At 68.7% G+C, this 25,535-nt stretch carries 23 protein-coding genes; 8 read left to right on the forward strand and 15 right to left on the reverse strand.

Annotation, left to right across the window (positions count from 1 at the left end; translation table 11 throughout):
• Positions 1–169: 169 nt before the first annotated feature.
• Positions 170–2,470, reverse strand: a complete 2,301-nt coding sequence (locus tag OG828_RS05580; protein ID WP_328500289.1) for an MMPL family transporter — start codon at positions 2,468–2,470, stop codon at positions 170–172.
• Between the two features lie 808 nt (positions 2,471–3,278).
• The gene (locus tag OG828_RS05585) at positions 3,279–4,415 is read right to left on the reverse strand and encodes a tyrosine-type recombinase/integrase (protein WP_328500290.1); all 1,137 of its coding nucleotides are present in this window, start codon (positions 4,413–4,415) and stop codon (positions 3,279–3,281) included.
• Positions 4,416–4,756: 341 nt separating this feature from the next.
• On the opposite strand from OG828_RS05585, the gene OG828_RS05590 reads away from it, so the two are divergent.
• The 4 genes from OG828_RS05590 to OG828_RS05605 all read left to right on the forward strand — a co-directional run bounded on the left by OG828_RS05590 (position 4,757) and on the right by OG828_RS05605 (position 6,803).
• Positions 4,757–4,990 (forward strand): hypothetical protein, encoded by a 234-nt coding sequence (locus OG828_RS05590; RefSeq protein ID WP_443062372.1) that lies wholly within the window; start codon positions 4,757–4,759, stop codon positions 4,988–4,990.
• A gap of 105 nt (positions 4,991–5,095) precedes the next feature.
• Positions 5,096–5,371: a hypothetical protein gene (locus tag OG828_RS05595; RefSeq protein ID WP_328500291.1), complete on the forward strand. Its 276-nt coding sequence runs from the start codon at positions 5,096–5,098 to the stop codon at positions 5,369–5,371.
• Between the two features lie 122 nt (positions 5,372–5,493).
• Positions 5,494–6,027: a DUF1929 domain-containing protein gene (locus tag OG828_RS05600; RefSeq protein WP_328500292.1), complete on the forward strand. Its 534-nt coding sequence runs from the start codon at positions 5,494–5,496 to the stop codon at positions 6,025–6,027.
• Between the two features lie 29 nt (positions 6,028–6,056).
• Positions 6,057–6,803, forward strand: a complete 747-nt coding sequence (locus OG828_RS05605) for a DUF4142 domain-containing protein (protein ID WP_328350839.1) — start codon at positions 6,057–6,059, stop codon at positions 6,801–6,803.
• Between the two features lie 227 nt (positions 6,804–7,030).
• On the opposite strand, the gene OG828_RS05610 is transcribed toward OG828_RS05605, so the two are convergent.
• The 4 genes from OG828_RS05610 to OG828_RS05625 form a co-directional block, all read right to left on the reverse strand.
• A complete protein-coding gene (locus OG828_RS05610; RefSeq protein ID WP_328350842.1) occupies positions 7,031–7,567 on the reverse strand; it encodes a MarR family winged helix-turn-helix transcriptional regulator in 537 nt (178 codons plus the stop codon).
• Between the two features lie 202 nt (positions 7,568–7,769).
• Positions 7,770–8,153 (reverse strand): beta-propeller fold lactonase family protein, encoded by a 384-nt coding sequence (locus OG828_RS05615; RefSeq protein ID WP_328500293.1) that lies wholly within the window; start codon positions 8,151–8,153, stop codon positions 7,770–7,772.
• Complete coding sequence (locus OG828_RS05620) at positions 8,068–8,985, reverse strand: lactonase family protein (RefSeq protein WP_328500294.1); 918 nt, start codon at positions 8,983–8,985, stop codon at positions 8,068–8,070. Before OG828_RS05620 ends, OG828_RS05615 begins: the two co-directional genes overlap by 86 nt.
• Positions 8,986–9,733: 748 nt before the next feature.
• Positions 9,734–10,795, reverse strand: coding sequence for a PucR family transcriptional regulator (locus OG828_RS05625; protein WP_328350848.1), 1,062 nt, complete (start codon positions 10,793–10,795; stop codon positions 9,734–9,736).
• Positions 10,796–11,360: 565 nt separating this feature from the next.
• On the opposite strand from OG828_RS05625, the gene OG828_RS05630 reads away from it, so the two are divergent.
• Positions 11,361–12,299, forward strand: coding sequence for a DMT family transporter (locus OG828_RS05630; protein ID WP_328350851.1), 939 nt, complete (start codon positions 11,361–11,363; stop codon positions 12,297–12,299).
• Between the two features lie 104 nt (positions 12,300–12,403).
• On the opposite strand, the gene OG828_RS05635 is transcribed toward OG828_RS05630, so the two are convergent.
• Positions 12,404–14,347 carry an NAD-binding protein gene (locus tag OG828_RS05635; protein ID WP_443062373.1) on the reverse strand — a complete coding sequence of 648 codons (1,944 nt, stop codon included), beginning with the start codon at positions 14,345–14,347 and terminating at the stop codon, positions 12,404–12,406.
• 417 nt (positions 14,348–14,764) lie between these two features.
• Between OG828_RS05635 and OG828_RS05640 the strand changes: the two genes are divergently transcribed.
• Both OG828_RS05640 and OG828_RS05645 read left to right on the forward strand, forming a co-directional pair.
• On the forward strand, positions 14,765–15,196 hold the full coding sequence (locus OG828_RS05640; protein WP_328500295.1) for a hypothetical protein: 432 nt from the start codon (positions 14,765–14,767) through the stop codon (positions 15,194–15,196).
• A 275-nt stretch (positions 15,197–15,471) separates the two neighbouring features.
• Positions 15,472–16,029 carry a hypothetical protein gene (locus OG828_RS05645; protein WP_328436824.1) on the forward strand — a complete coding sequence of 186 codons (558 nt, stop codon included), beginning with the start codon at positions 15,472–15,474 and terminating at the stop codon, positions 16,027–16,029.
• Between the two features lie 24 nt (positions 16,030–16,053).
• On the opposite strand, the gene OG828_RS05650 is transcribed toward OG828_RS05645, so the two are convergent.
• From OG828_RS05650 to OG828_RS05680, 7 genes are all read right to left on the reverse strand, one after another.
• Complete coding sequence (locus OG828_RS05650; RefSeq protein WP_328350865.1) at positions 16,054–16,530, reverse strand: CBS domain-containing protein; 477 nt, start codon at positions 16,528–16,530, stop codon at positions 16,054–16,056.
• A 382-nt stretch (positions 16,531–16,912) separates the two neighbouring features.
• Positions 16,913–18,346, reverse strand: coding sequence for a flotillin family protein (locus OG828_RS05655; RefSeq protein WP_328350868.1), 1,434 nt, complete (start codon positions 18,344–18,346; stop codon positions 16,913–16,915).
• A 104-nt stretch (positions 18,347–18,450) separates the two neighbouring features.
• The gene (locus OG828_RS05660) at positions 18,451–18,966 is read right to left on the reverse strand and encodes a hypothetical protein (RefSeq protein ID WP_328500296.1); all 516 of its coding nucleotides are present in this window, start codon (positions 18,964–18,966) and stop codon (positions 18,451–18,453) included.
• 268 nt (positions 18,967–19,234) lie between these two features.
• Positions 19,235–19,957, reverse strand: a complete 723-nt coding sequence (locus tag OG828_RS05665) for a potassium channel family protein (RefSeq protein WP_328350875.1) — start codon at positions 19,955–19,957, stop codon at positions 19,235–19,237.
• Positions 19,950–21,323, reverse strand: a complete 1,374-nt coding sequence (locus OG828_RS05670; RefSeq protein ID WP_328350878.1) for a TrkH family potassium uptake protein — start codon at positions 21,321–21,323, stop codon at positions 19,950–19,952. Before OG828_RS05670 ends, OG828_RS05665 begins: the two co-directional genes overlap by 8 nt.
• Before the next feature lie 201 nt (positions 21,324–21,524).
• Positions 21,525–22,556: an SPFH domain-containing protein gene (locus tag OG828_RS05675; RefSeq protein ID WP_328350881.1), complete on the reverse strand. Its 1,032-nt coding sequence runs from the start codon at positions 22,554–22,556 to the stop codon at positions 21,525–21,527.
• A 4-nt stretch (positions 22,557–22,560) separates the two neighbouring features.
• Positions 22,561–22,992, reverse strand: coding sequence for an NfeD family protein (locus tag OG828_RS05680; protein ID WP_328436825.1), 432 nt, complete (start codon positions 22,990–22,992; stop codon positions 22,561–22,563).
• Between the two features lie 399 nt (positions 22,993–23,391).
• Between OG828_RS05680 and OG828_RS05685 the strand changes: the two genes are divergently transcribed.
• The gene (locus OG828_RS05685) at positions 23,392–24,933 is read left to right on the forward strand and encodes an alanine/glycine:cation symporter family protein (protein WP_328436826.1); all 1,542 of its coding nucleotides are present in this window, start codon (positions 23,392–23,394) and stop codon (positions 24,931–24,933) included.
• Positions 24,934–25,281: 348 nt separating this feature from the next.
• Here OG828_RS05685 and OG828_RS05690 read toward each other — a convergent pair whose 3' ends face one another.
• A complete protein-coding gene (locus OG828_RS05690; RefSeq protein ID WP_328500297.1) occupies positions 25,282–25,524 on the reverse strand; it encodes a DUF5302 domain-containing protein in 243 nt (80 codons plus the stop codon).
• Positions 25,525–25,535 lie beyond the last annotated feature (11 nt).

Below are 25,535 nucleotides of genomic sequence, written 5' to 3' on the forward strand. Positions count from 1 at the left end.
GCATCGGCGACGCTCGCCACCGACACCGCGAGCCAGTGACCAGCGCTGCCTCGGCACCCGGTGCAAACGCATCGTCAAACGCGCCACGGATGGGCTTTGTTCGCCGTCGCCCACTTGATCATGGCTATGCGCCTTGCCGCTGCAGAGCCAAGTCCGCGACGTATCGGCGCTATTCACTCCGCCTCGCTTCGGCCTGGCCCAGGCGTGCCTGAGTGTTCACGGTGGCGGGGGTCTCGCGCTCTCCTTCGGTGTCCACGTGGGGCAGGAGCCTGTCCAGCCAGCGGGGTGTCCACCATGCGGATCGGCCGAGCAGGGTCATGGCCGCGGGCACGAGCAGCAGCCGGACGATGGTGGCGTCGATGAGCACGCTGGCGGCCAGTCCCAGGCCGAGCATCTTGACCACGATGTTGTCGCTGACGATGAATGCCGCGAAGACGCTGACCATGATGAGCGCCGCACACGTGATGACGCGCGCTGTGATCTCCAGGGCGTGCGCGACGCTCGCCTTCGGTTCCCCGGTGCGCAGCCATGCCTCGTGGACGCGGGAGAGCAGGAAGATCTCGTAGTCCATGCTGAGCCCGAAGACGATGGCGAACATCATCATCGGCACGTAGCTCTCGATCGGAACGTCACCGGAGACGCCCAGTGCCGGGCCGCCCCAGCCCCACTGGAAGACGGCCACCACGACGCCGTACGAGGCCGCAATCGACAGCACGTTGAGTACGGCCGCTTTGAGGGCGACGAGCACGCCGCGGAAGACGACGAGGATGACGATGAAGGCGAGGCCGACGACCACCGCGATGATCAGGGGCAGTCGGCTGGAGACGATGTCCAGGAAGTCGACCTGAGCGGCCGTCGTACCGGTCACATACGTACGGGCAGCGGTGCCGGACACCGCCTGGGGCAGGACGTCGTCGACCAGCCGGTTGACCAGATGGGTGGTCTTCTCATCCTGCGGAGCGGCCACCGAGTACGCGGTGCCGATCAGCACATCACCGTCCGATGTGGCCTTCAGGGGAGTGATCGTCGCCGCGTCCGGCACCTGGGCCAGGGCGTTCTGTGCGGCGGTGGCCAGTGACGCGCGGTCGGCCTGTGGGACGTCGGTCTGGTCGATGACGAGGGTCATCGGGCCGTTCGAGCCGGGCCCGAACGCGGACGACATCAGGTCGAAGGCGCGTCGGTCGGTGAAGGACTTCGGGTCGGCTCCGTCGCCGATGTGTCCGAGCTGGATGGAGAAGAGCGGGATCGCGAGGACGGCCAGGACCGCGACGCCGGATGCCAGGAACCTCCAGGGGTGGCGCTCCACGCGCTGGGCGTAGCGGTGCCAAGTGCCGTGGGCCTCCTCGCCGGGTTCGGCGTCGGTCTCGGCGACGGGCTTGCGTACCCGCAGCGTGTCGATCCGCCGGCCGAACAGTCCGAGCATCGCCGGGACCAGGGTGAGCGCGCCGAGCACGGCCGTGACCACGGTGACGGCGGCGGCCAGGCCGAGTTTGCCGATGAAGCTGATGCCGGAGACCCACAGGCCCGACAGGGCGATGACGACCGTGCAGCCGGAGACCAGCACGGCGCGGCCGCTGGTGGCCGTCGCGAGGCCGGCCGCGATCACCGGGTCCTGCCCGTTCATGAGGTTCTGGCGGTGCCGGGTGATCAGGAAGAGCGCGTAGTCGATGCCGACACCGAGACCGATCATCGTGGCGAGTGTCGGCGAGACCGTAGCGAAGGTGAACGCCGTGGCCAGCAGTCCCAGGAGTGCCAGTCCGCAGATCACTGCGATGAGCGCGGTCAGCAAGGGCAGTGCTGCCGCCACGACGCTGCCGAAGCCCAGCAGCAGCACGAGGATCGCCACGCCGAAGCCGATAGCCTCGCTGATGCGGTCGTCGGGTTCCGGCCGGGCCAGTTCGCCGAGCGGGCCGCCGTACTCCACCGTCACGTCGGCTGCGCGCAGCGGTTGGACAGCCGTGTCCACCCCGTCCAGGTAGGAGGAGCCGAGCGTGGAGGGCTGGGCGTCGAATCTGACAGTGATGTAGGCCGTCTTCCCATCGGTGGCGAGTGGGCCGACGTTCGGGGTCCCGGCGGGCGGCGGGGTGGTGCCGGGCGCGGGCAGGGGGTTCTGCGCGCTGATCACGTGAGGCAGTTTCTGCAGGTTCGTCACCACGGTCGCGATCTGGGAGCTGACGTCGGTGAGCGGTTTGGAGGCGTCGTGCAGCACGATCTGGGCGCCGTATCCACCGGCGTCGGGGTCGTGTGCCTTGAGGACGTCGAGGCCGTCCTGTGACTGGGAACTGGGCAGGGTGAAGTCATCCGAGTACTCGCCGCCGTGCGCCCGGTCCAGCACCTGGAGCCCGGCGAGGGCGGCCAGCCACAGGACGACGACGGTCACGAAGTGGCGGGCACACCACTCGCCGACGCGCCGCAGCACGCCTTTGCGGGGAACGGTGGCACGCTCGGCTGCGGGCTGAGATGACGACATGCTGACTCCCGACGACCACCGGCGCTGCCGCGGCGACGGTCCGTGGGGACCCGCGCGAGGGCCTCCCGAGGAATGACGTACCGGACTACCGCCAGTGAAAGGGCCTCCGGTCCCCTCAGCACTTCCGCGCGGGAGAACGGGTGACACGACGGGCGCCACGTCGCGGGCTGCCCCACATTGGGCGGCAGCCGTACGGGTCCCGGGAGCAGCCGTACCACCGAAGCCCGACGCCACCCTCCCGACGGCCGTCCTGCCCACCACCAACGTCCAGCCCTGTCCGACGCCACTGGGCCCTTCGGCGTACACGACAGCCGCTTGAGCACATACGGCTGCCATGTCGACATGCCACTCACCGTGATCGATTTACCCAGAGCAAACCTCGCACGGCTCCGCCTCCAAACGGGCTCCCCTGGGGAGAATCTGGGGAGTTTCGGCCGCGCCGGGAAGCGCGTGGGGAGAATCAACTGCATAGCGCCGCACCAACCTGAAAGGCAATGAAAGAGGCATCAGCGCAGGTCAGGTCAGGTCAGGACCACGCAGGACTGCGTATCCGCCGGTCAGCGCCACCAGGTAGACAACTGCAAGAAGATCTCTTCGTCCCTCCGGCTTGGCAGAGTCCTGCCCGTTTGAGATGCGCACTTCTGCCCGCCTCCGGCCTGCCTCAATTCATGATCAAGATCCGGACCATAGACGGCCCAGAGTCCGCCAACGTCCCCACAAACGACATACTCACACTGGTCAGAAGCATGCGCGGCAAGTCTCGCCCAGAACCGCCAGCAGACGAAGCCTGCTGTCTGCAAGTGTCGCATCAAGCCGCTTGCCATAGACCAGCATCCAGAATGCGGGCCGCCTTCGTGATGCTGCCCGGCATCAGATGCCGGTAGGTGCGATACGTCTCCTCGATGGACTTGTGGCCCATCCATTCTGCGACGTCGGTGATCGGTATCCCGTTCCCGAGCGCGTTTGAGGCAAAAAAGTGCCGAAAGCCGTACATGCCGACACCGTCCTTCGCGGAAAGGTTCTTGAAGAGCTTCCGCACACGACGGCGTTCCATTGGCTCCGTGTAGTACCCACTGGGACCACGCAGCAGATAGCCCTCCTTCGTGGTCCCATGCTTCTCCTCGTATCGCTCCATCGCTTCCCGGACCGATCGCGGCAGAGGAACCTCCCTGAACTCACCCGCCTTGCGGTGCTTCAACTTCGCCGGCTTGTGCGTGTTGGAGTGGATCTGCTCATGCACTCTATAGACATCGTCCGCCACGATGTTGTTGACGTTGACCGCCCGGGCCTCGCCATTTCGCAACCCACAACCTGCCATCATGACGATCTCGAGCGCGAGAAGCTCATCAGCGACAGCTAGCGCTTTCCCCACGTAGTCGAGGGATGGGATGACCACCTTCTCCCGGACGTACTCCGGTTCTTGGACGCCCTTTGCAGGGTCATCCACCATGGCTCCCTTGCCATAAGCGTCCCGCAGGATCGCCTTCAGCGTGCGGAATATGTTCACCTGGTTGCCGCGACCGACCCCATCGGCCTCCAACTCGTCCAAGAAGCGCTCCACCACGATCGGCGTGACAGAGTTCAGCTTCCGCGACCCGAGCCGGGGAATGATGTGCACATTGATGGAGCTGTCAACGTGCTCGCCCGTGGAGTACTCCGTCATCCGGCGCTGCCGGGGCCGCCACTGCTTCGCGTATTCCTCGACCGTCTGCTGGCCGAGTTCTCGGCGGGCCTCGGCAACGGATGGCGCCGTGCGCTTCTTCTCCGCGTAGAGCTGCGTGAGGCGTTCAATCGCGTCGTCCTGTGTGCCGTAGCCGGTCTCTTCGCGCTGCTTGCCGAGAGCGTCCCTGAATCGAATCGTGTACGGATGTGGGCAGCGCGTTGGCTTGGCACAAGCGCAGTCCTTGAAGAAGGACCCCATGCCACGGGCGAGTTGTCGGGGCACGAATGAAACCTCCGGGTGGGGGCTGGTGAACTACCCTGGCCGGGTCACTCCCCAGCCCAGAGGTCAGCAACGCCAGGACGCCACCGCGCCCGACGCTGACTGTTTGCTGACCCCAGCCCGGCTATCATGCCCTTGACCTGCGGAGATGACCAAGCGTTAGATCTTGGACCTGAACATAGTGCGCAACATCGGAGCACTCCCACAGGTAAGCTCCCTGCCTGCGTGTTTGCAGGTCAAGGTCTTTTTTCACACCCTATGACGAGTCGCATGTCCGGGCAGCTCTCCCTGGACCCCTGACGAACGACCGCCATCAGCGTACGCAACAGCCCCCGAAGACTCTCGTGACGATCGCCACAGCAGGACTCGACCACCCGACCATGTTCTCCGCCCTGCGGGCCTCGCCCGGTGCCCGCCGCTACTACGACAAGCAACGAGCCCGCGAGGCCGGCTACAACCCGGCCCTGCGGCAGCTCGGCAACCGTCTCGTCGGCATCCTCCACGGATGCCTCAAGACCCGAACCCTCTACGACGAAGCGACCGCCTGGTCGCACCACGCCTACACCCCTGCCGCTTGACATCAAACGACATGGGGTGCCTGACCTGTCGTCTGCCGGAGCCATCACGGGCACGGCCGCCTGGACCGTAAGGAGGAGGCCATGGACACGTCACTAGTAGCACCCGTGACCGTCATCGCCCTGCTGGTGATCCGAACCACGCTGGTGGAGATGCGCCACCCGGGAAGCGCACGCCGACAGTGGCGCTTCCTTGCCCGCCGCCGGCCGATGACTGCGGGAGCAACCGTGGCGGTGCTTCTCTGCATCGGCGGATGGCGGGCAGCCGGGACCGCTTCCGTGGCGTGGGCCGTGCTGGCCGGGGCACTCGTCGCCCACCTTGTCCACCTGGCCACCGGGCCGGAAGCGAACAAGGCGGCGAACCGGAATGGCGGACGTCATTGAACTGCCGGGTGGCGCCTGCGCGTGCCCCACTCCGGGAGAAGTGACCCGGGTCGGCCCGTCTGCGCGGTCGAACGAGCCCGCCGCCGCTGCGAGGGCAGCAACTGAGATCGTCCTGCTCGACAATGACGGTCGCGCCATTGCGCGACTGCGCCTCCGCGCCTGCACGAGGTGCCGTACAGGGCGGGTCCTGGACATCTCGGTGTGCGACGCCTGGCAACGACAGGGCCTGGGACGCGAGCTCGTTCATTCCGTGCTCGCCCTTCGCCCCAGCTACTCGCCGACAAGGCCGACTCTCGCCCCGGCCACTTCGAGCAGCGTGTCGAGGTCTTCACCCCGCCCTCCCTGCACCAGGGCGGCCGCCGCCCGGACCGGCCCTCGGCGGCCGGACCGACGCCGACCACGGCAGCGAGGTCGTCCTGCACACCACCGGCCTGGACGACATCAGCCGCGTACGACTCATTCGCCCCGGATCCGCCACCCATGTCACGGACTTCGACCAGCGGTCGGTCGCCCTGGACATCACCCGGCGCACAGGCGGCGCGCTCACCGCGGCTGCCGGACCCGAAGGGCAGCAGCCTGTGATGCACATCACGCACCCCAGTGCAAAATTTACCCAGTGCAATGATGCTTGGGTCCTGCGCACCCGTACTCCCTGACACACAGCTCGCTCACGTCAGGAGGCTCCATGCCGATCTCCCGCAACAAGGCCGGGACGGTCTTCGTGTTCGGCGCGATGGGTCTGACCCTCGCCGCCCTCGCCTACCCCGCCATGCTCGGCATCGAGAACGCGGCGACGAACACGTCCCGCATCATCGCCAACACCCCGTACGGCCCACTGACCGAGGCCGACCGTGACTTCGTCGTCAAGGTCCGCTCGGCCGGCCTGTGGGAGTACCCCTTGGGAGAGATGGCGATGGCGCGGGGCACCACGAAGGAGATGAAGGAGGCCGGCGAGCACCTGATCGTCGGGCACGCCGGGCTCGATGAGATGTGCCGGAAGATCGCACCGGAGCTGAACATCACCCTGCCCAACCAGGCAAGCCCTCAGCAACAGCAGTTCGTGGCGACCGTGGACTCCAAGAGCGGCCAGGAGTTCGACTCCACCGCCGTCAGCATCATGCGCGTCACCCACGGCCAGATCTTCCCCGCCATCGCCAAGATCCGGGCAAGCACCGAGAACGTCCTGGTCCGCCAGCTGGCCGACCTCGCCAACGACACGGTTCTGGACCACATCACGGTCCTGGAGAACACCGGCATGGTCAACTACGAGCAGGTCAACTTCCAGCAGACGAGCCCGCCCAAGCTCCCCAAGGACCAGCTGACCCCGCCCCCCGCCCAGCCCGGTGCCCCGATGGTCGCCCTCACCCCGCGCCCGGACCTGGACGTCAACACCAGCTCCCCGACCCCCACACCCAACCCGACCATCGAGTGAACGGCGAGGCGGCGCACCCTCGCGACCGCGATCACGCACACGCCGACGAACTCGGCGGCACATGCCCCTTCGGGTCGTACACGACGGCAATGGCATCGCCGGGTTGGGTGGTCTCCCCGCAGCCGCGCCAGACGCGGACCTGCAGCGGTACGTCGTCACGGTCAGCGACCGAGCAGAGGTAGCGGCCGCGACTGGAAACCGCTCCTGGCCCGCCGGCCCCGCCGGGATCAGGCGTCGCGGGCCACCGGGACGTCCACCGCCCACCCCAGCGGGTGCGGCTCCGCGTCGTCGAGCGCCGGCGCCAAGGGCTCTCCCCCAGCCTCGTTGAAGGCGGCAAGGGCCTCCATGAGCGCCAGCCGCTGTGTTGGGGTGAGCCGTTCGACGATGGCGGCGATCTCGGCGCGACGCCGGGCGGTGACGTCCTCGACCGTGCGTCGGCCTTCCTCGGTGAGCCGCAGGAGGGTCTCGCGGCGGTTCTCGGGATTGGCCTGCCGGTCGGCCAGCCCCGCCGCGATGAGGCGGTCGACCATCCGCATCGCGGTGGACGGTGCCACCTGGAGCAGGTCGGCGAGCGCGACCAGCTTGGTGGCCCCGCGCGTGGACAGCACCACCAGCATTCTGAACTGCGGGAGCGTCACGCGTTCCTCGACCGCGGCAAGGGAACGGGCGGAGACCGCCACCAGCAGTCGCGACGCGGTCAGCACCGCACGGGTCACCACGTCAACATCGTCCATCGCCCCCGCGGGGGTCTCGCGCTCCGGCATACGTCCTTTGTACCGTGCCGAAGTCCCTGCTCACTCAGGCGATGGGAACAGATTTTCCTTCCTCATGACCGTGGTGGCGCAGCAGGAGCATCGCGGCGTCGTCCCGCGGTGGCCCGGCGGCGTGCTGGAGCACCGACGCTCACGCGCGTAACGCCCCGGACGACGTGTCCGGGGCGTCGGCGTCGCGGTGGCCGCTTTCCCTTTACACCGCGGCGATACCCTCCATGCCGGAGTCGGCGAAGGTGGGCAGTCCGGTGGCGGTGGTGACCTTGGTGAGGGAGCCGTTCCGGCCGATACGGAAGCCGTCGACGGTGCCGGAGACGGCGTTCTGCACGTAGAGGAACTTCTCGTCCTGGGTCACCGCCAGGTCGATGACCCCCTGGGACCTGGCCGACGGGGGCGTGGCGATGCCGACGTCGTTGGTGAGGGCGAGCCGGCCACGGGCGTCGGTGCGGTAGCCGGTGACGGTGGAGTTGCCGGTGTTGCCGCCGTAGAAGAAGTCACCGGCGCGCTCCAGCCAGCACAGCGTGTCCTGGCCGTTGGCCAGCGGTCGCAGGACCACCTTGAGGTGGCCGTCGGCGCGCACTTTGTACGTGCTGACCGTCGACTTCTCTGCCTCGGCCACCGAGCATCCGGCCGCCCTTGTCGAAGGTGATCGCGAACGGCACGCCCCCGGCGGAGTCGTTGACCACCGGCCGGGGTGCGGGACGTCCGTCGCGGCGTATCGGGAAGACCTCGATGGTGTTGGTGGATTTCGTGGTCACGGCCAGGGCCCGGCCGTCCGGGGTGAAGGCGACCTGGCCGGGCGAGCTGGAGAACAGCGGGACCTTGTCGTTGTCCAGGCCGAGGGAGCGGTGCGCGTCGCGCAAGGGCTTCAGCCCCTTGGCCGTGATCCTGAAGCCCTGGAGGCTGCCGGCGCCGCCCGCGTTCATGACGTAGGCGAGGTTCCCGTGCACGGCGATGGAGGCCGGGAAGTCACCGCCGGAGTCGACCACTTGGCGGCGTGTCAGCTTCTGCCCGTCGACCTGGAAGGAGGTCACGGTGCCGCTGCCCGCGTTGACCGCCAGCAGCAGGCCCGAGGTGTCGTCGTAGACGAGGGAGCCCTGCGAGGCGAGGGAGTCGGTGGGGGCGTCGATCTGGTCGCCGCCCTTGCCGCCGGTGGCGTAGCGGCCGGCGGCGCTGAGGGTGCCGTCCTTGCCGCGTTTGAAGGCGTGGATGGTGTTGCCGTCGAGTTCGTTGCCCTGGACGAACACGGCATGGTCCGCCCCGGCCTTGAGCGGCTGCGCGGCCCGGCCGCCGGGCTCGCCCGCCGAGGCGACGGTCACCGTCGCGACCGCCGCCGCGGCGGCGACGATGCCGGCCCCGGCCGTGAACAGCCGGACCTGTAGCGGGGACTTGCGCCTGGTGTGCCTGCTCATGTGCCGCTCCTCGGGGCTCGGGCCGCCACCGTGGGCCGGTGGCGGACGGGACCAGAGTTGTCCGTGGGGCGAACGGGGGAGAGCGGTTTCGCGGCCGCGTCAGGTTCTCGTAAGGACTACGGCCCTCCCCCAGCGCGACGCCGGACCGTCGCCGTACCACGAGGCGCACCGCCCAAGCCATCGCAGGGAAGTGCGCGGAAAGCGGCCGGAAGGACTGGCCCTCTCATTTTGCATCGTGCAATGCTCGGACAGGGGGCCAAGCTGATGGCTGATTGCCGTCCGGCGCCCAGGAGTGACATCGGCAAAGTAAGCGGGACGGCGCATCGGCCGTCGGCGGGCCCCCGCGTCTGTCGGTCCGAGCAGGGTCAGGAAGACGAGACCGTGACCGCCCAAGAGCCAGGCGGCGAGGGAACACCCAAAAGGCGGGCGGGACGCCGTCCGGCTCCACTCCGCGATCGTCGGGCGCAAAGAAGTCCTCGCGGAACTACGGCAGTTACTGAACGTCGAGAGCGGCATCGACGACGGGATCGCCCCGCCTGTCGTCCTCTCACCACCTCCGGGGCTCAGACCATGCTCGACACAGTCGTGCCTGACTGCCTTCCGTACCTCGGCAACCACACACCCGCACGAGACGCAGACCAGCCGACAGCGACCAGGCCGGGATGCTCTCGTACTGCAAGATCCGACGCAAGGCGAGGTGCCGGCGGAGTCACCACAGAATGGAAAGCGACGCAAGGCAGGCCGCACATCACACGTCGTTGTCCGGCCAGCCCAGGAGCCGGGCGCCGATCACCGCGGTCTGCAGGGTGTAACGGTGCACGGAGTCGGCCGGGTTGGCGCCGGTGAGCTTGTGGATGCGCTCCAGGCGGTAGGTCAAGGCGCGCACGCTCAGGCTCAGGCGGCGGGCCGCCTCGGCCGCGACACACCCCGAGTCGAAGTATGCGGTGAGTGTGTCGACGAGCGGCCGGGCGCCGCCGCGCGCGGACTCCAGTGGGCCCAGGGTGTTGCGCACGAGGTCGGCCATGGCCTGTCGGTCTCGGGTCAGCACCGGGTAGACGAGGAGGTCGGCGGCGCGCAGCACCGGCTCGTCAATGTGCAGCCGGTCGGCCAGATCGAGGGCGTTGAGGGCCTCTTCGTAGGAGTGGACAACTCCCCCGGCACCCGGGTGGGGGCGTCCGATGGCGACCTGGCCCCCTTCGGTGGCCGCGTGCGCCTGTTTGGCGAAGAACGTCAGGACCTCGTCCTGCTCTCCGGGGGCGATGCAGACCAGCCGCCCGTCCTTGGTGGTGAGCAGGATGTGCCGTTCACCGAATCTGCCGATCAGGGCGCTCTCCACCTGCCGGGTGGCCGGGTGCGTGTCCTCCACCGGTTCGCTGCCCTGGGCGACGGCTACCGCATGGGCCCGGGAAAGGAGCAGCCCGAAGCGCTCGGCTCGCTCGGCCAGGCGCCCGAGGTCGCTGCGGCCGTAGAGCAGATCGTCGATGAACTCCCGCCGCACGCCTTCCTCCTGCCGTACGGCGAGCCTCTGTGCCCGTTCATGGCCTTCGGCGAAGGCGTCGATCGCCTGCTCGACGACGGCCAACACGCGATCGGCTTCCGTGCCGGAGAGGGTGGGCCGGCTCTCCCGGGTCACGGACAGATGCCGACGGACGAGGACCCGCAGTCCGAGGCCGGCTTCGGCGGCACGCTCTCCCCGGGTGCGCAGGGACTCCAGCTCGTCCCGCGTGAGGCGGCGGCCTGTCACGCACGCCTCGGTCAGTATCTGGGCATACCCCTCCAGATACTCGTCGGGTACCTCACGCCCGGCCACCCGGCCTCCTCTGTTCTTGACGCCCTGCTGGCGTACTCCTGACGCACGCCGGACAAGAGTGGCAGACCCCCGGACCAGTGAGAGAGCCCGGCATGAAGAGCGCATCAAGATTGCCGGTGTCAGGCAATGCAGAATGGGCGGTTTCGTTGCCACGCACCTCTTGACAGGAGCAGTGGCGAGTCCGGTGCCGACCATCCCTGGGGGGAGACGCTTTCGCAAGTCACAGGCCCCTCCTCTGGCAGCCGCTCGATGCGCACCACACCGACAAGTGCTGCACGGGGCACGACTGCAACGGCAGTGCTGATGATCAGGACAAAGCAGGCACACGGTGCTCGACTCAGCTGTGCCTCCCGAGCACGGGTTCTGCAACGTCACCTGCCGACAGCTCTCGCGAAGGGGCGCGTGCCCCTCGCCGGGTAGCGTGATCGCATGCAGCTGTTTCTGACGCCTCCGCCGCCCGCCGCTTAAGGCGGGCGGTCATGCAGAGCCATCCCGGGGTTGCCGGGGTGGCTGTGCGGGTTGCCCACGAAGACAACGTGATGGCAATCGATCGAGGAGATCTCAGTTGCAGTCCTCTACTGCCCTGTCCGTCCGGCAGGGTGTTCTCTACGTCGCGATCGCGGCCACAGCGTGGGGCACTGGTGGCGCCGTGGCCGCCGAACTCTACGACGCCGGCGGAATCGGCCCGGTCTCCGTCTCCTTCTGGCGGTTCCTGACCGGACTTGGGCTGCTCCTGGCAGCACACCTGGCCCGGCGGTCCAGGCGGCCGGAGACGGCCACCTCGCTGCGCGAAACGTTCGCGGCAAACAGGAGACAGGCCCTGATCACGGGTTTCGGGCTGGCCGTGTACCAGACCGCCTACTTCGCCTCCGTGCAGCAGGCAGGGCTGACCGTGGCCACGGTCGTGACCCTCGGCTCGGGGCCTGTGCTGGTCTCGGTCGGAGCCCGGTTCATGTTGGGCGAGCACACCGGCGCCGCCGGAACCGCCGCCGTGGCGAGCGGCGTCGTCGGCCTCGTGCTGCTGATGGGGGGCGCCGATGGGAACACCGGCCCGGACCCTGTCCTGGGCATCGGATACGCGCTGCTCTCCGCCGCCGGCTACGCGGGCGTGACCCTGCTGGGACGCGCTTCCGGCCGCAAGAACACTGGTGGTGCGTTCGAGTCGACGGTGACCGGCTTCGCGGTGGGCACTGTCTGCCTTCTGCCGATGGCTCTGCTGGAAGGCCTGCTGCCAGACATGGAACGTGCGGTATGGACCCTGGGGCTGTTGATCTACTTGGGGGCGGCACCGACGGCGCTGGCGTACACGCTCTTCTTCGCCGGCCTTGGCGTCGTACGGGCGACAACGGCCTCCGTAGTTGCCCTGGTGGAACCGCTCACAGCTGCGGTCATCGGCATCGCGGTCTTCGGTGAACGGCTGAACGCGATCGTCCTCACCGGCACGGTGCTTCTCCTGTTCGGCGTGCTGTTCCTCGCAGCCGACGAGGGACCCGGCAAAGACTGAGCCGACGCACAGAACACGGTCCAGGCCGGCAGCGCTTTTTGCCGGTGGTGAGTACGTTCGACAGTGACGCGGCGCCGTCCAGCCGTCCGTTGGCCCCACAGGAGTCAGCGTCGGCGGGTCCCCGAGCCGGCACCCAGGAGTTCGGCCAGGCCCTGGCGGGTGGCGGCCAGCACGACGCGGTCCTGCGGTCGCAGGACGTAGCCGGGGTGCAGGTCCCAGAGAAGACCGCTGGGGTGCTCGGTGCCGTCGTACGACGGTGAGGCCGCGAGGTCGGGCAGGCGTTCGTCGGGGGCGGCGGAGTCGATGGCCAGGACGCGCCATGCACCGGGGCGGAACGACTCGGCGACCGTGCGGCCCTCCAACTGCGGATGCCCCGCCACGTCGAGCGCGGCGAACAGGAGGACTCGGCGCTCGACGGGGATCGCGCCCAGGATCCGGCGGCCCATCATCGCCCCGGCGAACGCGGGTGCGGCGAGGGTGGACACGCTGCGGCTGCGGGTGAGAGCCCGGGGGTGGGCGGCGCGCAGGGTGCGGTAGACAGCGAGAGCGAAGGCGTCGTCGTACAGACGCAGTGAGACACGCAGGCCCGGCTGTACGGATCGGGCGTAGAGGGCGGCTTCGAGGTTGGTGGTGTCGCTGCTGGTCACGGCCAGCAGGGCATGCGCGCGGTGGACCTTCGCGGCCTCCAGCACGCCCTCCTGGGTCACGTCGCCGATCACCGTGGGCACGTGCAGTCTGCGCGCCAGCGGGATGCCGCGTGCCTCGGGGTCCTCCTCCACGCACACCACCGGGATGCCGAGTTCGCACAGCCGGGCCAGGACGCGGGTGCCGACCTTGCCGAGCCCGAGCAGGACGACGTGGCCGGACAGACCGCGCGGCGGGCGGCGCAGGGCGGAGGCGGTGCGGAAGGTGCCGAGTCCTTCCAGTACGGCGGCGAGCAGCACGGGTAGCAGGAGCAGTCCCGTCAACCCGGACAGGAGTTGGAGGACCTGGCGGGCCGTGGGACCGCCGAGGGCCGGGTCGCCGATGGCGAAGAGGTCGAGGAGGGTGAGGTAGGCGGCGTGCAGGGGGTGGTCACCGGTGGTCAGCCACGACGCCACCGCCAGACCGACGACGCTCAGCACGAGCCCGGCCAGGGACCAGCGCAGTCGGCGCGAGAAGAGCGAGCCCAGCGGCAGGCCGCGGCTCGGGACGCGCTCGGGGCCGTCGTGCGTGACGGTTTCCAGCACGACGGTGCCACGGCCGGCGGCAGCGGCGACGGTACGGTCGTCCGGCAGCAGTAGCGGTCCTTCCTGGCCGCTGGCGTCCGAACCCTCCGCTCCCGCAGGGTCGTTGGCCGTCGCGGAGAGCAGCGCGAGCGTGCACAGGCCGGGGTCGGCGACCTCGCCGCGTCCTGGTGGGGTGCGCTCGACGGCCCGCAGCAGCAGGCCGTCCGCCTGCACGACCTTGCTGGTGCCCGCTACGGCCGTGGCCGCCAGGGCGGGGGCCGCGGTGTCCGCGTCCGAGAGGACGGTGGTGGAGGTGTCCAGGGCGGCCAGGTCGAGGCCGGGTGAGGCGACCGCGGCGGCCTGGTCCAGCAATTCGGCCAGATGCTGGCCGAGTTTGCGGTCGTAGAGCCGGATGACCAGGCGCAGGCGGGGGTTGAGACGGCGGGCCGCGAGCGCGGCGCGGATGTTGGTCTCGTCGTCGTCATGGACGAGGGCGAGGGCGTCGGCGCGCGCGATACCGGCCTCGGCGAGCGTCTCCTCGTCGAGGAGTGGCGCCTGAAGGACGCGGACGCCTTGTCGGGCCTCCGAGTCGGCGGCGGCCCGGTTGACGATCGCCTGCATCCGGGCGAGAAGGGCGGCGGCCCGCGCCCGTCCCTCCGTACCGTTCCCGGTGTCGGCGGTACCGGGCAGGGACGGTACGACGACGGTGACCCGCGTGCGGTACAAGTCCCGCAGTTCAGCGGCCAGGCGCTCGGCGAGGGCGTCGTCGCCGCACACCACCATGTGGCCCGGCAGCGCCGGGTACCGGGTCTGGTGGGGAAGCGAGGGCACGCGCCTCATGGTGCGCACCTCCGTCCCCCGATGCCCGCCTGTCCGCCCTGGCCGCGAGATGGACCCCCGTCTGCCCGAGCGGGTGACGTCCGCCGGCCATCCCCTGCGGCGCCGTATACGAGTCGGCCCACCCCTTGCCCCTCCCCCGATGCCGATACCCACGAGACAGCGACAGCAAAGCGCACGCCGCCGTGACCGGGACTGATCATGACGCATGAGCCGCGTGGTCACAGCCGACTCGGTCGGCCCCTGGGTATCGCAGTCCGGCATCAACGAGGCGTCAAGAGTGCCGGAACGCGGCAATGCGGTGTGGAACAGCGCCAGTTCACAATGACCTTGGCGCACACACGGGTGTGTCCTGGTGCCCGGCCCCGGCAACGGCCGCGGATGCCCGGACACTACGGCGAGACTTGGGGGTGAGGGACCTTGGAGGTCATCGACGCCGCCGCGCAGTTCCCCACCGTCATCTTCACCTCTGCTCTGGTCGTCGCGCTCGGCTTCTGGCTCCTGGTCCTGCTGGGGCGGGCCGGTGTACGCGACTTCGATGCCGACGCCCCGGCGCTGGCCAGGGTGTTCGGAGGAGCACCGGTCGCAGTGGCCGCCTCCGTCGTCACGGTGAGCGGCTGGCTCATCAACCTCGCCGGGATGCTCGTGATGGAGCGGATCGGCGTGACGGGGTTCGGCGCCGCCCTGGCCCGTGTCATGCTGCTCGCGCTGGCCGCGCTCGCCGCCTGGTCAGTGGCACATGCTCTCGCACGTCCGCTCACCAAGCTGTTCCGCCACGAACCTGGGCCGCGACAACGGGACTTGGCGAACGGCGCTCCGTTCGGCCCCGGCAGTCGCCGCGCCGGCGGCTGAGGCTACCGCCCGCGGCGCCAACGCCGGGCCAGCGACGCTCACGGGGTGCGGCTCGGCGTCACGTCCGCCGCCGGGCGGCCCGTGTCTGCCTCGGGACCGGGCGGCGCGGGCATCTCGTCCTGCACACCGGGCTCGTGTTCCTCGCTCAGGTGGGGGCCCTATGCGCCTACGTCGTGGCCGTACTCGAGGTCGGCGGCGTCGGTTGACCGGTCAGCGCGAAACCGGGCTTGTCACAGCCGAAGACACGGACCGGTGCCGTCCCTAATGTGGCTCGTATGGGACGGCACATCAAGAAGCGCGCCTTGGTGGGCGGTACACCACGTGCGGATGCCGTCCGGACGGTCCATGACCGTTACTGGGCACGGGAGTTACGCAGCGCGGTGCTCTGCGGCGTGTTGCTCTTCGGGGCACTGGTACTGCTCGACTGGGGGCTCGTACGGCTCACCGCCGTGCGCGCCGGATGGTGGGCCGCGCTCGCCGTGCTGCTCCTGATCATCCTGACGCCGCCGCGGGTGAGTGCGGCTGACGGCGGACTCGACGCACGCGGGCTCGTGACCCACCGCCGGGTGCGCACCGATCGCCTCGTGACGGTGCGCATGTCCGAAGGCGTCAGCCAGCGGGTGATTCTCACGGATACGTCCGGCGGGCGGCTGATGCTGGATCCACAGGTCTTGATCGCCAACCCGTTGCTGTGGCACCAACTGGATCAAGGTGTCCGCCGATCCGTGCAGCAGGGGACCCTGCGGTGCGGCATGCCGGTGCTGGAGCGGCTGGGGCGGCGGATCGACGGCGATGCGTGCCGCGGAATCCTCCGGGCCTCCGGCATGGATTAGCCCTGCGCGCCGCCCCGGAAGCGACTACTGGGGACTCACCACTCCCGCTGCGCCGAGGAGTTCGTGCAGCAGGTGGGAAGCTGTGATCACACCGAGCAGATGAGTACCGTCCTTCGCCTTCTCTGCCACCGCCACCAACGGGCTGCGCACCTGCGCCATCAGCGCGGCCACCTCCAGAGCGGTGTCGTCCGGGGCGGCGATCGGCGGTGGGGCCGCCTTGCTGGACAGGACGTCGCCGACGCGACGGCCCGTCAGTGCCTGGCAGAGCCGGTCGGCGTGCTTCTCGTCGACGACCGCGGCGAGGGTGGGGTCCTCGATCACGTAGGCGGGCACCAGCACCTTGATCATCTGAGAGGCCGGCAGGATCGCCTTCGGCTCACCCCGCTCGTCCAGTACCAGCAGGCCGGGCAGCTTGTGCTCGGCCATCAGCCGGGCCGCGTCCATGGCGTCGCTGTCGACGCTCACCGTTTCGTATTCGACCGCCAGGTCACGAGCGCGCACGGCGGGCTCCTCATCTACGGGAAACGATCCTGTGCTCAGCGTCGTACGTATTGCGGGTGTCGGCCAGATCATTGACGCGATACATACGCAGCGACCTCGACGAGTGCAATGCGGAGCGGGTCGGCACACGGTGGGGATGCCGGACCGGCTGACCGGCCGCGCCGCCGGACAGGGGTACCTTGCGCCGGACGCCGCCGGTACCGGTCATGGGTGCCGCCGGGATCCCGGGTGCCTCTCCGGTCGTGCGGCGTGACCATCACGCCGGGCGATCAGCCAGAGCCACAGAAACTCACTCGCACTCCCCTTCCGGGAGCCGCCCAGCGACCACGAGCCCGGGCAGCTCAAGGGCCGCCCGGGCTCGCTCCGCTGATCAGTACTGATGTCAGCCGGTGATTTCGACCTTCCCGTTGGCCTCGGCGGGTGCCGTGGTCACGGGCTGCGAACCGCTGCCCCGCTGGGTGATGTTCTTCAGCAGTTCGGCGAGATCGACTCCGGTGGTGGAGCTGAGGAGTTCGACGCCCTGGGCGACGTTGTCGGCGACGGTGCGCGACAGTTGGCTGGCGCCGTCCGTGGAGATCACCGTCATCTTGTCGATGGCGCTGAGCGGCTCGGACGCCTTGGCGACCACCTGCGGCAGCACCTCGACCAGCATCTGCAGCACAGCCGCGTCACCGTACTGAGCGAATGCGTCGGCCTTCTTCTGCATGGCTTCCGCCTCGGCGGCACCCTTGGCACCGATGGCGGCGGCCTCCGCCTCGCCCTCGATGCGGACCGCGTCGGCGAGCGCGGCGCGGTGCGCCTTCTCGCCCTCACCGGTCAGCCGGGACCGCTGGGCGTCCGCCTCGGCCTGCTTGACCAGGGCGATACGCCGGGCCTCGGCCTCCTGCTCGGCCTGGTAGCGCGCGGCGTCGGCGGGCTTGCGGACCTTGGTGTCCAGCTCGCGGTCGGTCAGCGCGGCCTGCCGCTGGGCCACCTTCTCCTGCTCGCTCAACACATCCTGCTGCCGAGCGGCCTCGGCCAGCGGGCCCGCGGCGTTCGCCTGGGCAGCCGCCTGATCCGTTTCAGCCTTGATCTCGGCCTGCTTCAGCGCGAACGTCCGCTGGGCGATCGCGATCTCCTCCTCGGCCTTCAGCCGCGCCTGCTCGGAAGCACGCCGGGCCACCGCCTCCGCGATGTCGGCCTCCTGCTTGGCACGCGCGGCCTCGGGCCGGCCCAGGTCCTCCAGGTAGGACCCCTCGGTGGTGATGTCCTGGATCTGGAAGGCGTCGAGCACCAGGCCCTGCCCGGACAGGCTCGCTTCGGCCTCCTCCGCGACCTGCCCCGCGAACGCGGCACGGTCCCGGATGATGTCCTCGACCGACATCCGGCCCACGATGGAACGCAGCGCGCCGGAGAGCACCTCCTGGGTGAAGCCGACAATGCCGTTCTGCTGCATCAGAAACCGCTGGGCCGCGGCACGGATGGAGTCCTCACTGCCGCCGACCTTGACGATGGCGACACCTTCGAGGTGAGCCTTGACCCCGCGCAGCGTGACGGCGCCCCGCACCGCGACCGGGATGTGCCGGGAGGACAGGTCGAGGGTGAACTTCTGCTGCACGAACGGCACGACGAAGACACCGCCGCCGACCACGACCTTCTGGCCGCTGTTGTCGGTGAAGATCCGGCCGGTCTCCGGGTCGGTGGACGTCTTGCCGCGCCGCCCGGTGACGATGAACGCCTCGCTGGGCCCGGCCACCTTGTAGCGGGTGATCACGACAAGACCGAGCAGGACCAGGAGTACGACGACTCCGATCACAGCGATGACAACTGGGCTCATGACAAATTCCCCTCAGCCCTCCCAGGGGACGGCAGATCGATGGGTTCATGTGGACGAAGGGGCACCGCGGGCTCGGTGCCGGATGTGTACGGCGACGCGGTCGGTCAGCGTTCCACCAGGCGTACGGAGACCGACGTATGCGACAAGGTCTCCTCCACCCAGATCTCGGTGCCTCGCGCCACCGGGGCGGAACTCTTCGCCGCGAGCTTCACGGGTTGGCCGGCCAGGTGGACCAGTACCTCGCCGTAGCCGCCTGCCGGGATGGCGGTGACCACGGAGCCCGAGACACCGACCAGGTCGTCGTCGCGCGGGGCGGCGCCGGACCGGTCGCTCATCAGGGCACGGCTGAGGCGATACGCGAGCCAGCCCGTGCCGAATCCGGCCGGCACGCCGATCACGGTGGCACCGACGGCGCCCAGCCCGGTGGCGCCCATGGCGATCGCACCGGAGAAGCCGAGCATGGAGACGAACCCGGCGACGACCGGAAGCGACAGCCACCCGTCGAACAGGCCGTCCAGCACGTCGACACCGTCGAAGAGTCCCTCAAGGACGCCGTCGAAGAGGAGCGACAACACGAGGAGTACGACCCCCGCGATGCCCAGACCGAGAAACCAGGCCATCCTCGTTCACCACCCCTCGTCGACGCCTTCGTGCCGGTTGAACGCATGTTCGCACCGGGACAAGTCCCAGCACATTGCCTTGTTCCGGCAATCTTTACTCGGCTTTGATGCCGTGCTCTTCACATCCCGATCCAACAGAACACAGTCACGTTCTTCCTGAACGGGACCGGGTTGCACCACCGTACCCAGCAACGCCGCGACCAAAAGGAAGGCAAGCCACCAGCGCCGCACAGCACCAGCAGAGCATGCAGCGGTACGGCCTGTGCAGTCAGCTGAGTTCGGCGAAGGACTCCACATCGTGGATCTTGCCGGTGACGACGATGACGTCCCCTTTCTCTATGACCGTCTCGGCAGTGGCGTACGTGAAGCCCTCGCCCGGCCGCTTGATGCCCACGACCGTCACCCCGTACTTGCTGCGCACCTGGCTCTCACCGAGCGGCATGCCGGTGGCGACGGCGGGGGCGACGGTCTTCACCAGGGCGTAGTCGTCGTCGAACTCGATGAAGTCGAGCATCCGACCGGTGACCAGGTGGGCGACGCGCTCGCCCATCTCGTGCTCGGGCAGCACGACGTGGTGCACGCCGAGGCGTTCGAGAATCTGGCCGTGCTGGCGGCTGATGGCCTTGGCCCAGATGTTGGGCACGTTCACGTCCATCAGATTGGAGGCGATCAGAATGCTGGCCTCGATGTCGGTGCCGATGCCGACCACAGCGCTGCTGAACTCGTGTACCCCGAGCTGGCGCAGCACCTCGGGGTCGGTGCAGTCGGCAACCGCGGTGTGGGTGAGGTCGTCGCTCAGCCTCTGGACGAGGTGGGCGTCGGTGTCGACGCCGAGAACGTCCCACCCGCGCCGCATCAGCTCATGGGCCAGCGAGCTGCCGAAGCGGCCCAGACCGATCACGGCCACGCGGCGGTCACCGTGACCGACGGCAGCGTGCTCCGCGAGGCGCTTGCGGCGGCGCCGACGCAGCGAGTGCAGAAAGTTAGCCAATGACGGGTCGCTCCTCGGGTAGCTCGTAGCGGCGCTTCCGCTCGCGCAGGGCAAGCGCCGAAACCAGGGTGACCGGGCCGAGCCGGCCGACGAACATGAGCAGGATGACGATCAGCCGGCCGACGGTCGGCAGGTCGGCGGTGATGCCGGTGGACAGCCCCACCGTGCCGAAGGCCGAAACCGACTCGAACAGCACCTCCTCGAAGGGCTTGTCGACCACGGCGAGCAGCGCGAGGGTCGCCGTCATCACGAAGCCCACACCGGCCAGCGCCACGGTGAGCGCCTGCCGCAGCACATGCGGTGCGAGCCTGCGGCCCATCACCGAGGACGTGGGCTCACCACGCACCTCGGCGAACATCGCCGCACCCAGCACCGCGAACGTGCTGACCTTGATGCCCCCCGCGGTGCCCGCGCTGCCGCCGCCGATGAACATCAGCATGCAGGTCAGCAGCAGGGTCGCGTCCGTCATAGCTCCGATGTCGACACTGTTGAACCCCGCCGTTCGGGACATCGCCGAGTGGAAGAAGCCCGCCAGGATCTTCTTGTGCCAGTCGAACGGGCCCAGCGTGTCGTTGTTCGTCCACTCCAGCACGCATGTCAGCAGCGTCCCGGTGAACAGCAGCACGGCGGTGGTGATCACCGTCAGCCGGAAGTGCAGCGACCAGCGACGCCGACCCGTGGCGCGGGCCCGCTTGCGGTGCCGCAGCAACTCCAGCAGCACGGGAAAACCGATTCCGCCGAGAATCACGGCCACGGCGATGGGCAGCGTCACCCACGGATCCTGCGCGTACTTCGTGAGGTTGTCGGCGTGCAGGCCGAACCCGGCGTTGTTGAACGCCGACACGGCATGGAAGAACCCCAGATACGCGGCATCCCAGACGGACTCGCTGTAGCCGAAGCGCAGCCGCAGTGCCAGGAGCGCGCCTACGGCGAGTTCCACCGCGAGCGTGCAACCGGCGACCCCGAGCAGCACCCGCCGCACGTCGCCGATGTCCAGGCTCTTGGTCTCCGCCTGCGCGGTCAGCTGCATCCGCAGCCGCAGTTTCCCCGAGATCAGCAGCCCCAGCAGCGAGGCCATCGTCATGATGCCGAAGCCACCGATCTGGAACAGCACGAGGATCGCGCCCTCGCCGAAGCCGCTCCAGTACGTGCCGGTGTCCACCACGACCAGACCCGTCACGCACACCGCGGACGTGGACGTGAACAGCGCCGTCACCGCATCGGCGCTCCGCCCGTCCTCGGTGGCGACGGGCAGCATCAGCAGTACCGTCCCCAGCAGAATCACGGCAGCGAAGCCCATGACCACCGTACGAGCAGGGTGCGCCGCCAACAGCGACTGCCACATCCGCCCCGCGCGCCCTGTCACTCCCCGCCCTCTCCGCTTGCCAATGTTCCGTCAAGGATCCATCAGCATCCGGTCAAGATCCAGCGGGCCACCCTGACCGAGGTCTGCCTCGGGGAAACCGTGCGGGAGAGGAGTCACCGGTTGCCCCGCCGTCACCGGCACGGGGCGACCACGGTCCGACGTCGGCCGATGACGTTCAGGATCGCCGGTTGTCGCGCCTGGTCAGCGTGGAGGATTGGACGGGAGGGCGTCGGGGGCGACGCCCTCGGCCTTGGCAGCGTCGGCGAGGGCCGCGGCAGCGGCTTCCTCGGCCTGAGCCTTGTCGTTGGCGGCCTGGGCCACCATGTCGTCCGAGGGCTTCTCGCGGGTGGCCGGCGACTGCGGGAGCACCTCGCTGAAGGCACGGGACACGCCCTGGAGCGCGGCGGTGACCTCGCTGGGGATCATCCAGAAGGTGCTGCCCGAGCCCTGCGCGAGCTGGGGCAGCATCTGGAGGTACTCGTAGGCGAGCAGCTTGGGGTCGGGATCGTTGCGATGCACGGCCTGGAACACCTCGTCGATGGCCCGGGACCGGCCCTCGGCCTGGAGGATCGCAGCGGTACGGTTGCCCTCCGCGCGCAGGACCGCGGCCTGCTTGTCGCCTTCGGCGGTGAGGATCTGCGACTGGCGCTGCCCCTCGGCCCCCAGAATCGCGGCCCGCTTGTCCCGCTCGGCCCGCATCTGCTTCTGCATCGCGTCCTTGATGGACTGCGGAGGGTCGATGGCCTTGATCTCCACCCGGTTGACCCTCAGTCCCCACTTTCCGGTGGCCTCGTCCAGCACCCCGCGAAGCTGACTGTTGATGGTGTCCCGCGAGGTGAGCGTCTTCTCCAGGTCCATGGATCCCACGACGTTGCGCAAGGTGGTAACGGTGAGCTGCTCCACCGCCTGAAGGAAATTCGCGATCTCATAAAAAGCCGCTCGCGGGTCGGTGACCTGGAAATACAGGACGGTATCGATCTCGACGACCAGATTGTCCTCGGTGATCACCGGCTGCGGCTTGAAGGAGACAACCTGCTCCCGCAGATCGATCACCGGATGAACGCGGTCGATATAGGGGATCACGAGACTGAGGCCGGGATTCAGGGTCCGATGGTAGCGGCCGAGCCGCTCGACATTACGAGCGCGCGCCTGGGGCACGATACGGACCGCCCGCACCACGGTGAACACCGCGATCAGCGCGACGATCAGGCCGGCAATCAAGAACGCGTCCATGGTTTCAATCCCGTGGGTAGACGATCGCGGTGGCGCCGCTTATCTCCATGACGTCGACGGTCTTGCCGGCAGGAATCACCAGCGTCTCGTCGTAGGCGCGGGCCGTCCACTCCTCACCGTCGATGCGGACCCTGCCGCCCAGGCCCGTCACCTCCGCAACGACCTGGGCAGGCTTGCCGACGAGTGCGTCCACACCGAATCGCGCCACTTGGGGCTGGAGCACATGGCGCACCGCAATGGGGCGCACGAACACCACGGTGACCGTGGCGACGATGGTGAACACCAGGAACTGGAACGGCAACGGCAGCCCGACCGCGGCAGACCCCGCCGTCACCAACGCGGCCGCACTCAGCATTCCGAGCGCAGCGGTCAGGGTGAAGATCTCCGCCCCAGCCAGCACAGCTGCGGTGATCAACCAGATCAGCCATGGATCCATTGCGTGCCTCTTCTGACCGATGCGGGCGCGAAAGGCCTGAATCCCACCATTGGACCCCGATACGGGACAGCCGCGATACCCCTGGGACAAGGAAACTCGGACCGAAGGCCGGCAGAGCAAGATCGTCTCTCGTCTCAGGGAGGCGCTCACGCCAAGCCGTTTTCACACTGCGTTCCTCAGCGGACGCTCAAATCCCGATAACGATCGCATTGCCGCCCCTGAGATTTGTGCCACAGGGGCGCCTTTGTGCGACTTGGGTCACTCGAGGCCGCGTGGTGAGCGTGATAGGACTTCCCAATTCCTTCATGGGACGACCTTTGCCATGCGTGCACCGTCCCTTTACCTGTCCCCGCACTGCTGCGCCAGGCCAGCACGCCCCGCCCCACCGAGGTAGACCAGATGTCACTCGAGTCCGTCACCACATCCATCGACGACGCCGTCAGCGATTTCTTCGAACCCGTCGCCAAGCATGTCGGCGATGTCGTCTTCTACACCGTGCCCGTCGGCGACACCGACCTCCCCCTCATCGTCGCCTGGCTCGTGATCGCGGGCCTGATCTTCACCACCTGGTTCGGGCTGATCCAGGTACGCAAGTTCAAGCTCGCCATCGACGTCGTACGCGGCAAGTACGACGAGGAGGGCTCGCCCGGCGAGGTCAACCACTTCCAGGCGCTGACCGCCGCCGTCTCCGGCACCGTCGGCCTCGGCAACATCGCCGGTGTCGCCGTCGCCGTCTCCATCGGCGGCCCCGGCGCCACCTTCTGGATGATCCTGTGCGGTCTGCTCGGCATGGCGAGCAAGTTCGTCGAGGTCACCCTCGGTGTGAAGTACCGCGAGGAGCATGAGGACGGCACCGTCTCCGGTGGTCCCATGCACTACCTGCCGAAGGGGCTCGCCGAGCGCTTCGGCAGCGGTGGCGCCAGGTTCGGCAAGGTGCTCGCCGTCCTGGCCTCCATCATGATCCTCTTCTTCGGCCTGTTCGGCGGCAACCTGTTCCAGACCAACCAGAGCTACGCGCAGGTCGCTTCGACCTTCGGTGGCGAGGACGGCTTCATGGCCTCCTCCGCCGGTGCCGTCCTCTTCGGCCTGGTGGTCGCCGCGCTGGTCGGCCTCGTCCTGCTCGGCGGTATCCGCTCCATCGCCTCGGTCACCAGCAAGCTGGTCCCGGCCATGGCCGGCATGTACATCGTGGCGTGCCTGGCCGTCATCATCGTGAACGTCACCGCGGTACCCGACGCGGTCCAGGGCATCATCCAGGGCGCCTTCGAGGCCGAAGGCGTCGCGGGCGGTGTGATCGGCGCCCTGATCGTCGGCTTCCAGCGCGCCGCCTTCTCCAACGAGGCCGGTCTGGGCTCGGCCCCGATCGCCCACTCCGCGGTCAAGACCAAGCACCCCGCGAGCGAGGGCCTGGTCGCCCTGCTGGAGCCGTTCATCGACACGGTCATCATCTGCACCATGACCGCGCTGACCATCGCCATCGCCAACCCGGCCAGCTGGGCCGAGGCCCGTGCGGGCGAGGACATCGGCGGCGTCACCATCACCTCCGACGCCTTCGAGACCGTACTGCCCTGGTTCCCGAACCTGCTGACCGTCGCGGTGCTGCTGTTCGCCTTCTCCACGATCCTGACCTGGGGCTACTACGGCCTCAAGGCGTGGACGTACCTCTTCGGCAAGAGCCGGACCAGCGAGACGGTCTTCAAGGCCACCTGGAGCCTGTTCGTCGTCGCGGGCTCCCTGCTCTCCCTCGACACACTGATCAGCCTGGCCGACTCGGCGCTCTTCCTCCTGTCGGTCTTCAACATCATCGGGCTCTACCTACTGGCCCCTGTGGTCAAGCGCGAGCTCAACTCCTTCCTGGACTTCGTCCGGAGCCGCAAAGCCCAGGCTGCCGTGGGCAGCGGGGACCCCGAGGACGAGCGGGAGTCCGCCAAGGTCGTCTGACCCTCGCACCAGCTGATTCGGCATATGGGCCGCCTTGTACCGCGCCTCGGTACAAGGCGGCCCATGTGCAATGTCGCCGCTGTTTCGGGCCCGTGAGCGCCTGGGTTCGGAGCCACTGCGGGTGGCCGATGGCCACCGAGGCCACTCCGGGTTGCAGGGTTGCTTCTGGCTGGCGGTGGACTTCACCTGCTGTGACGTGAGAACCGTCCAGGTTGCGTAGGTACGTCGACGCGGATGGCGGTGCGGGGATGGGTCTCGTGGACGCGATGAACGTTGCCCCGGCGGCGCTCCTTCCGGCTGCTCCCTGACGACCTCTGACAGCCGATCGAGCGAGCGAGGCGGTGCGACTCAGCCGCCGCTCTTGCGCCTGAACGAACGCTGGCTCGCGGCCGGGCCGTGGGCCGCGCGGACCTTCGACGCATTCGGGTTGGCGGCGACATCGGCCGCGTCCGCCTGCGCACCGCGCTTGCGCGCCAGGGCTTCACGGAACTTGCGCTTGAGGTCGTCGTTGCCGTCGCTGTCCGGCGCCGGAGGGGACGTCTCGGGGTCAACCGACTCCGAACCTTCCGGGGTTACGGGCTCTGCGGTCATGGTGACCTCCT

The organism is Streptomyces sp. NBC_00457, assembly GCF_036014015.1.
GTDB lineage: Bacteria > Actinomycetota > Actinomycetes > Streptomycetales > Streptomycetaceae > Streptomyces.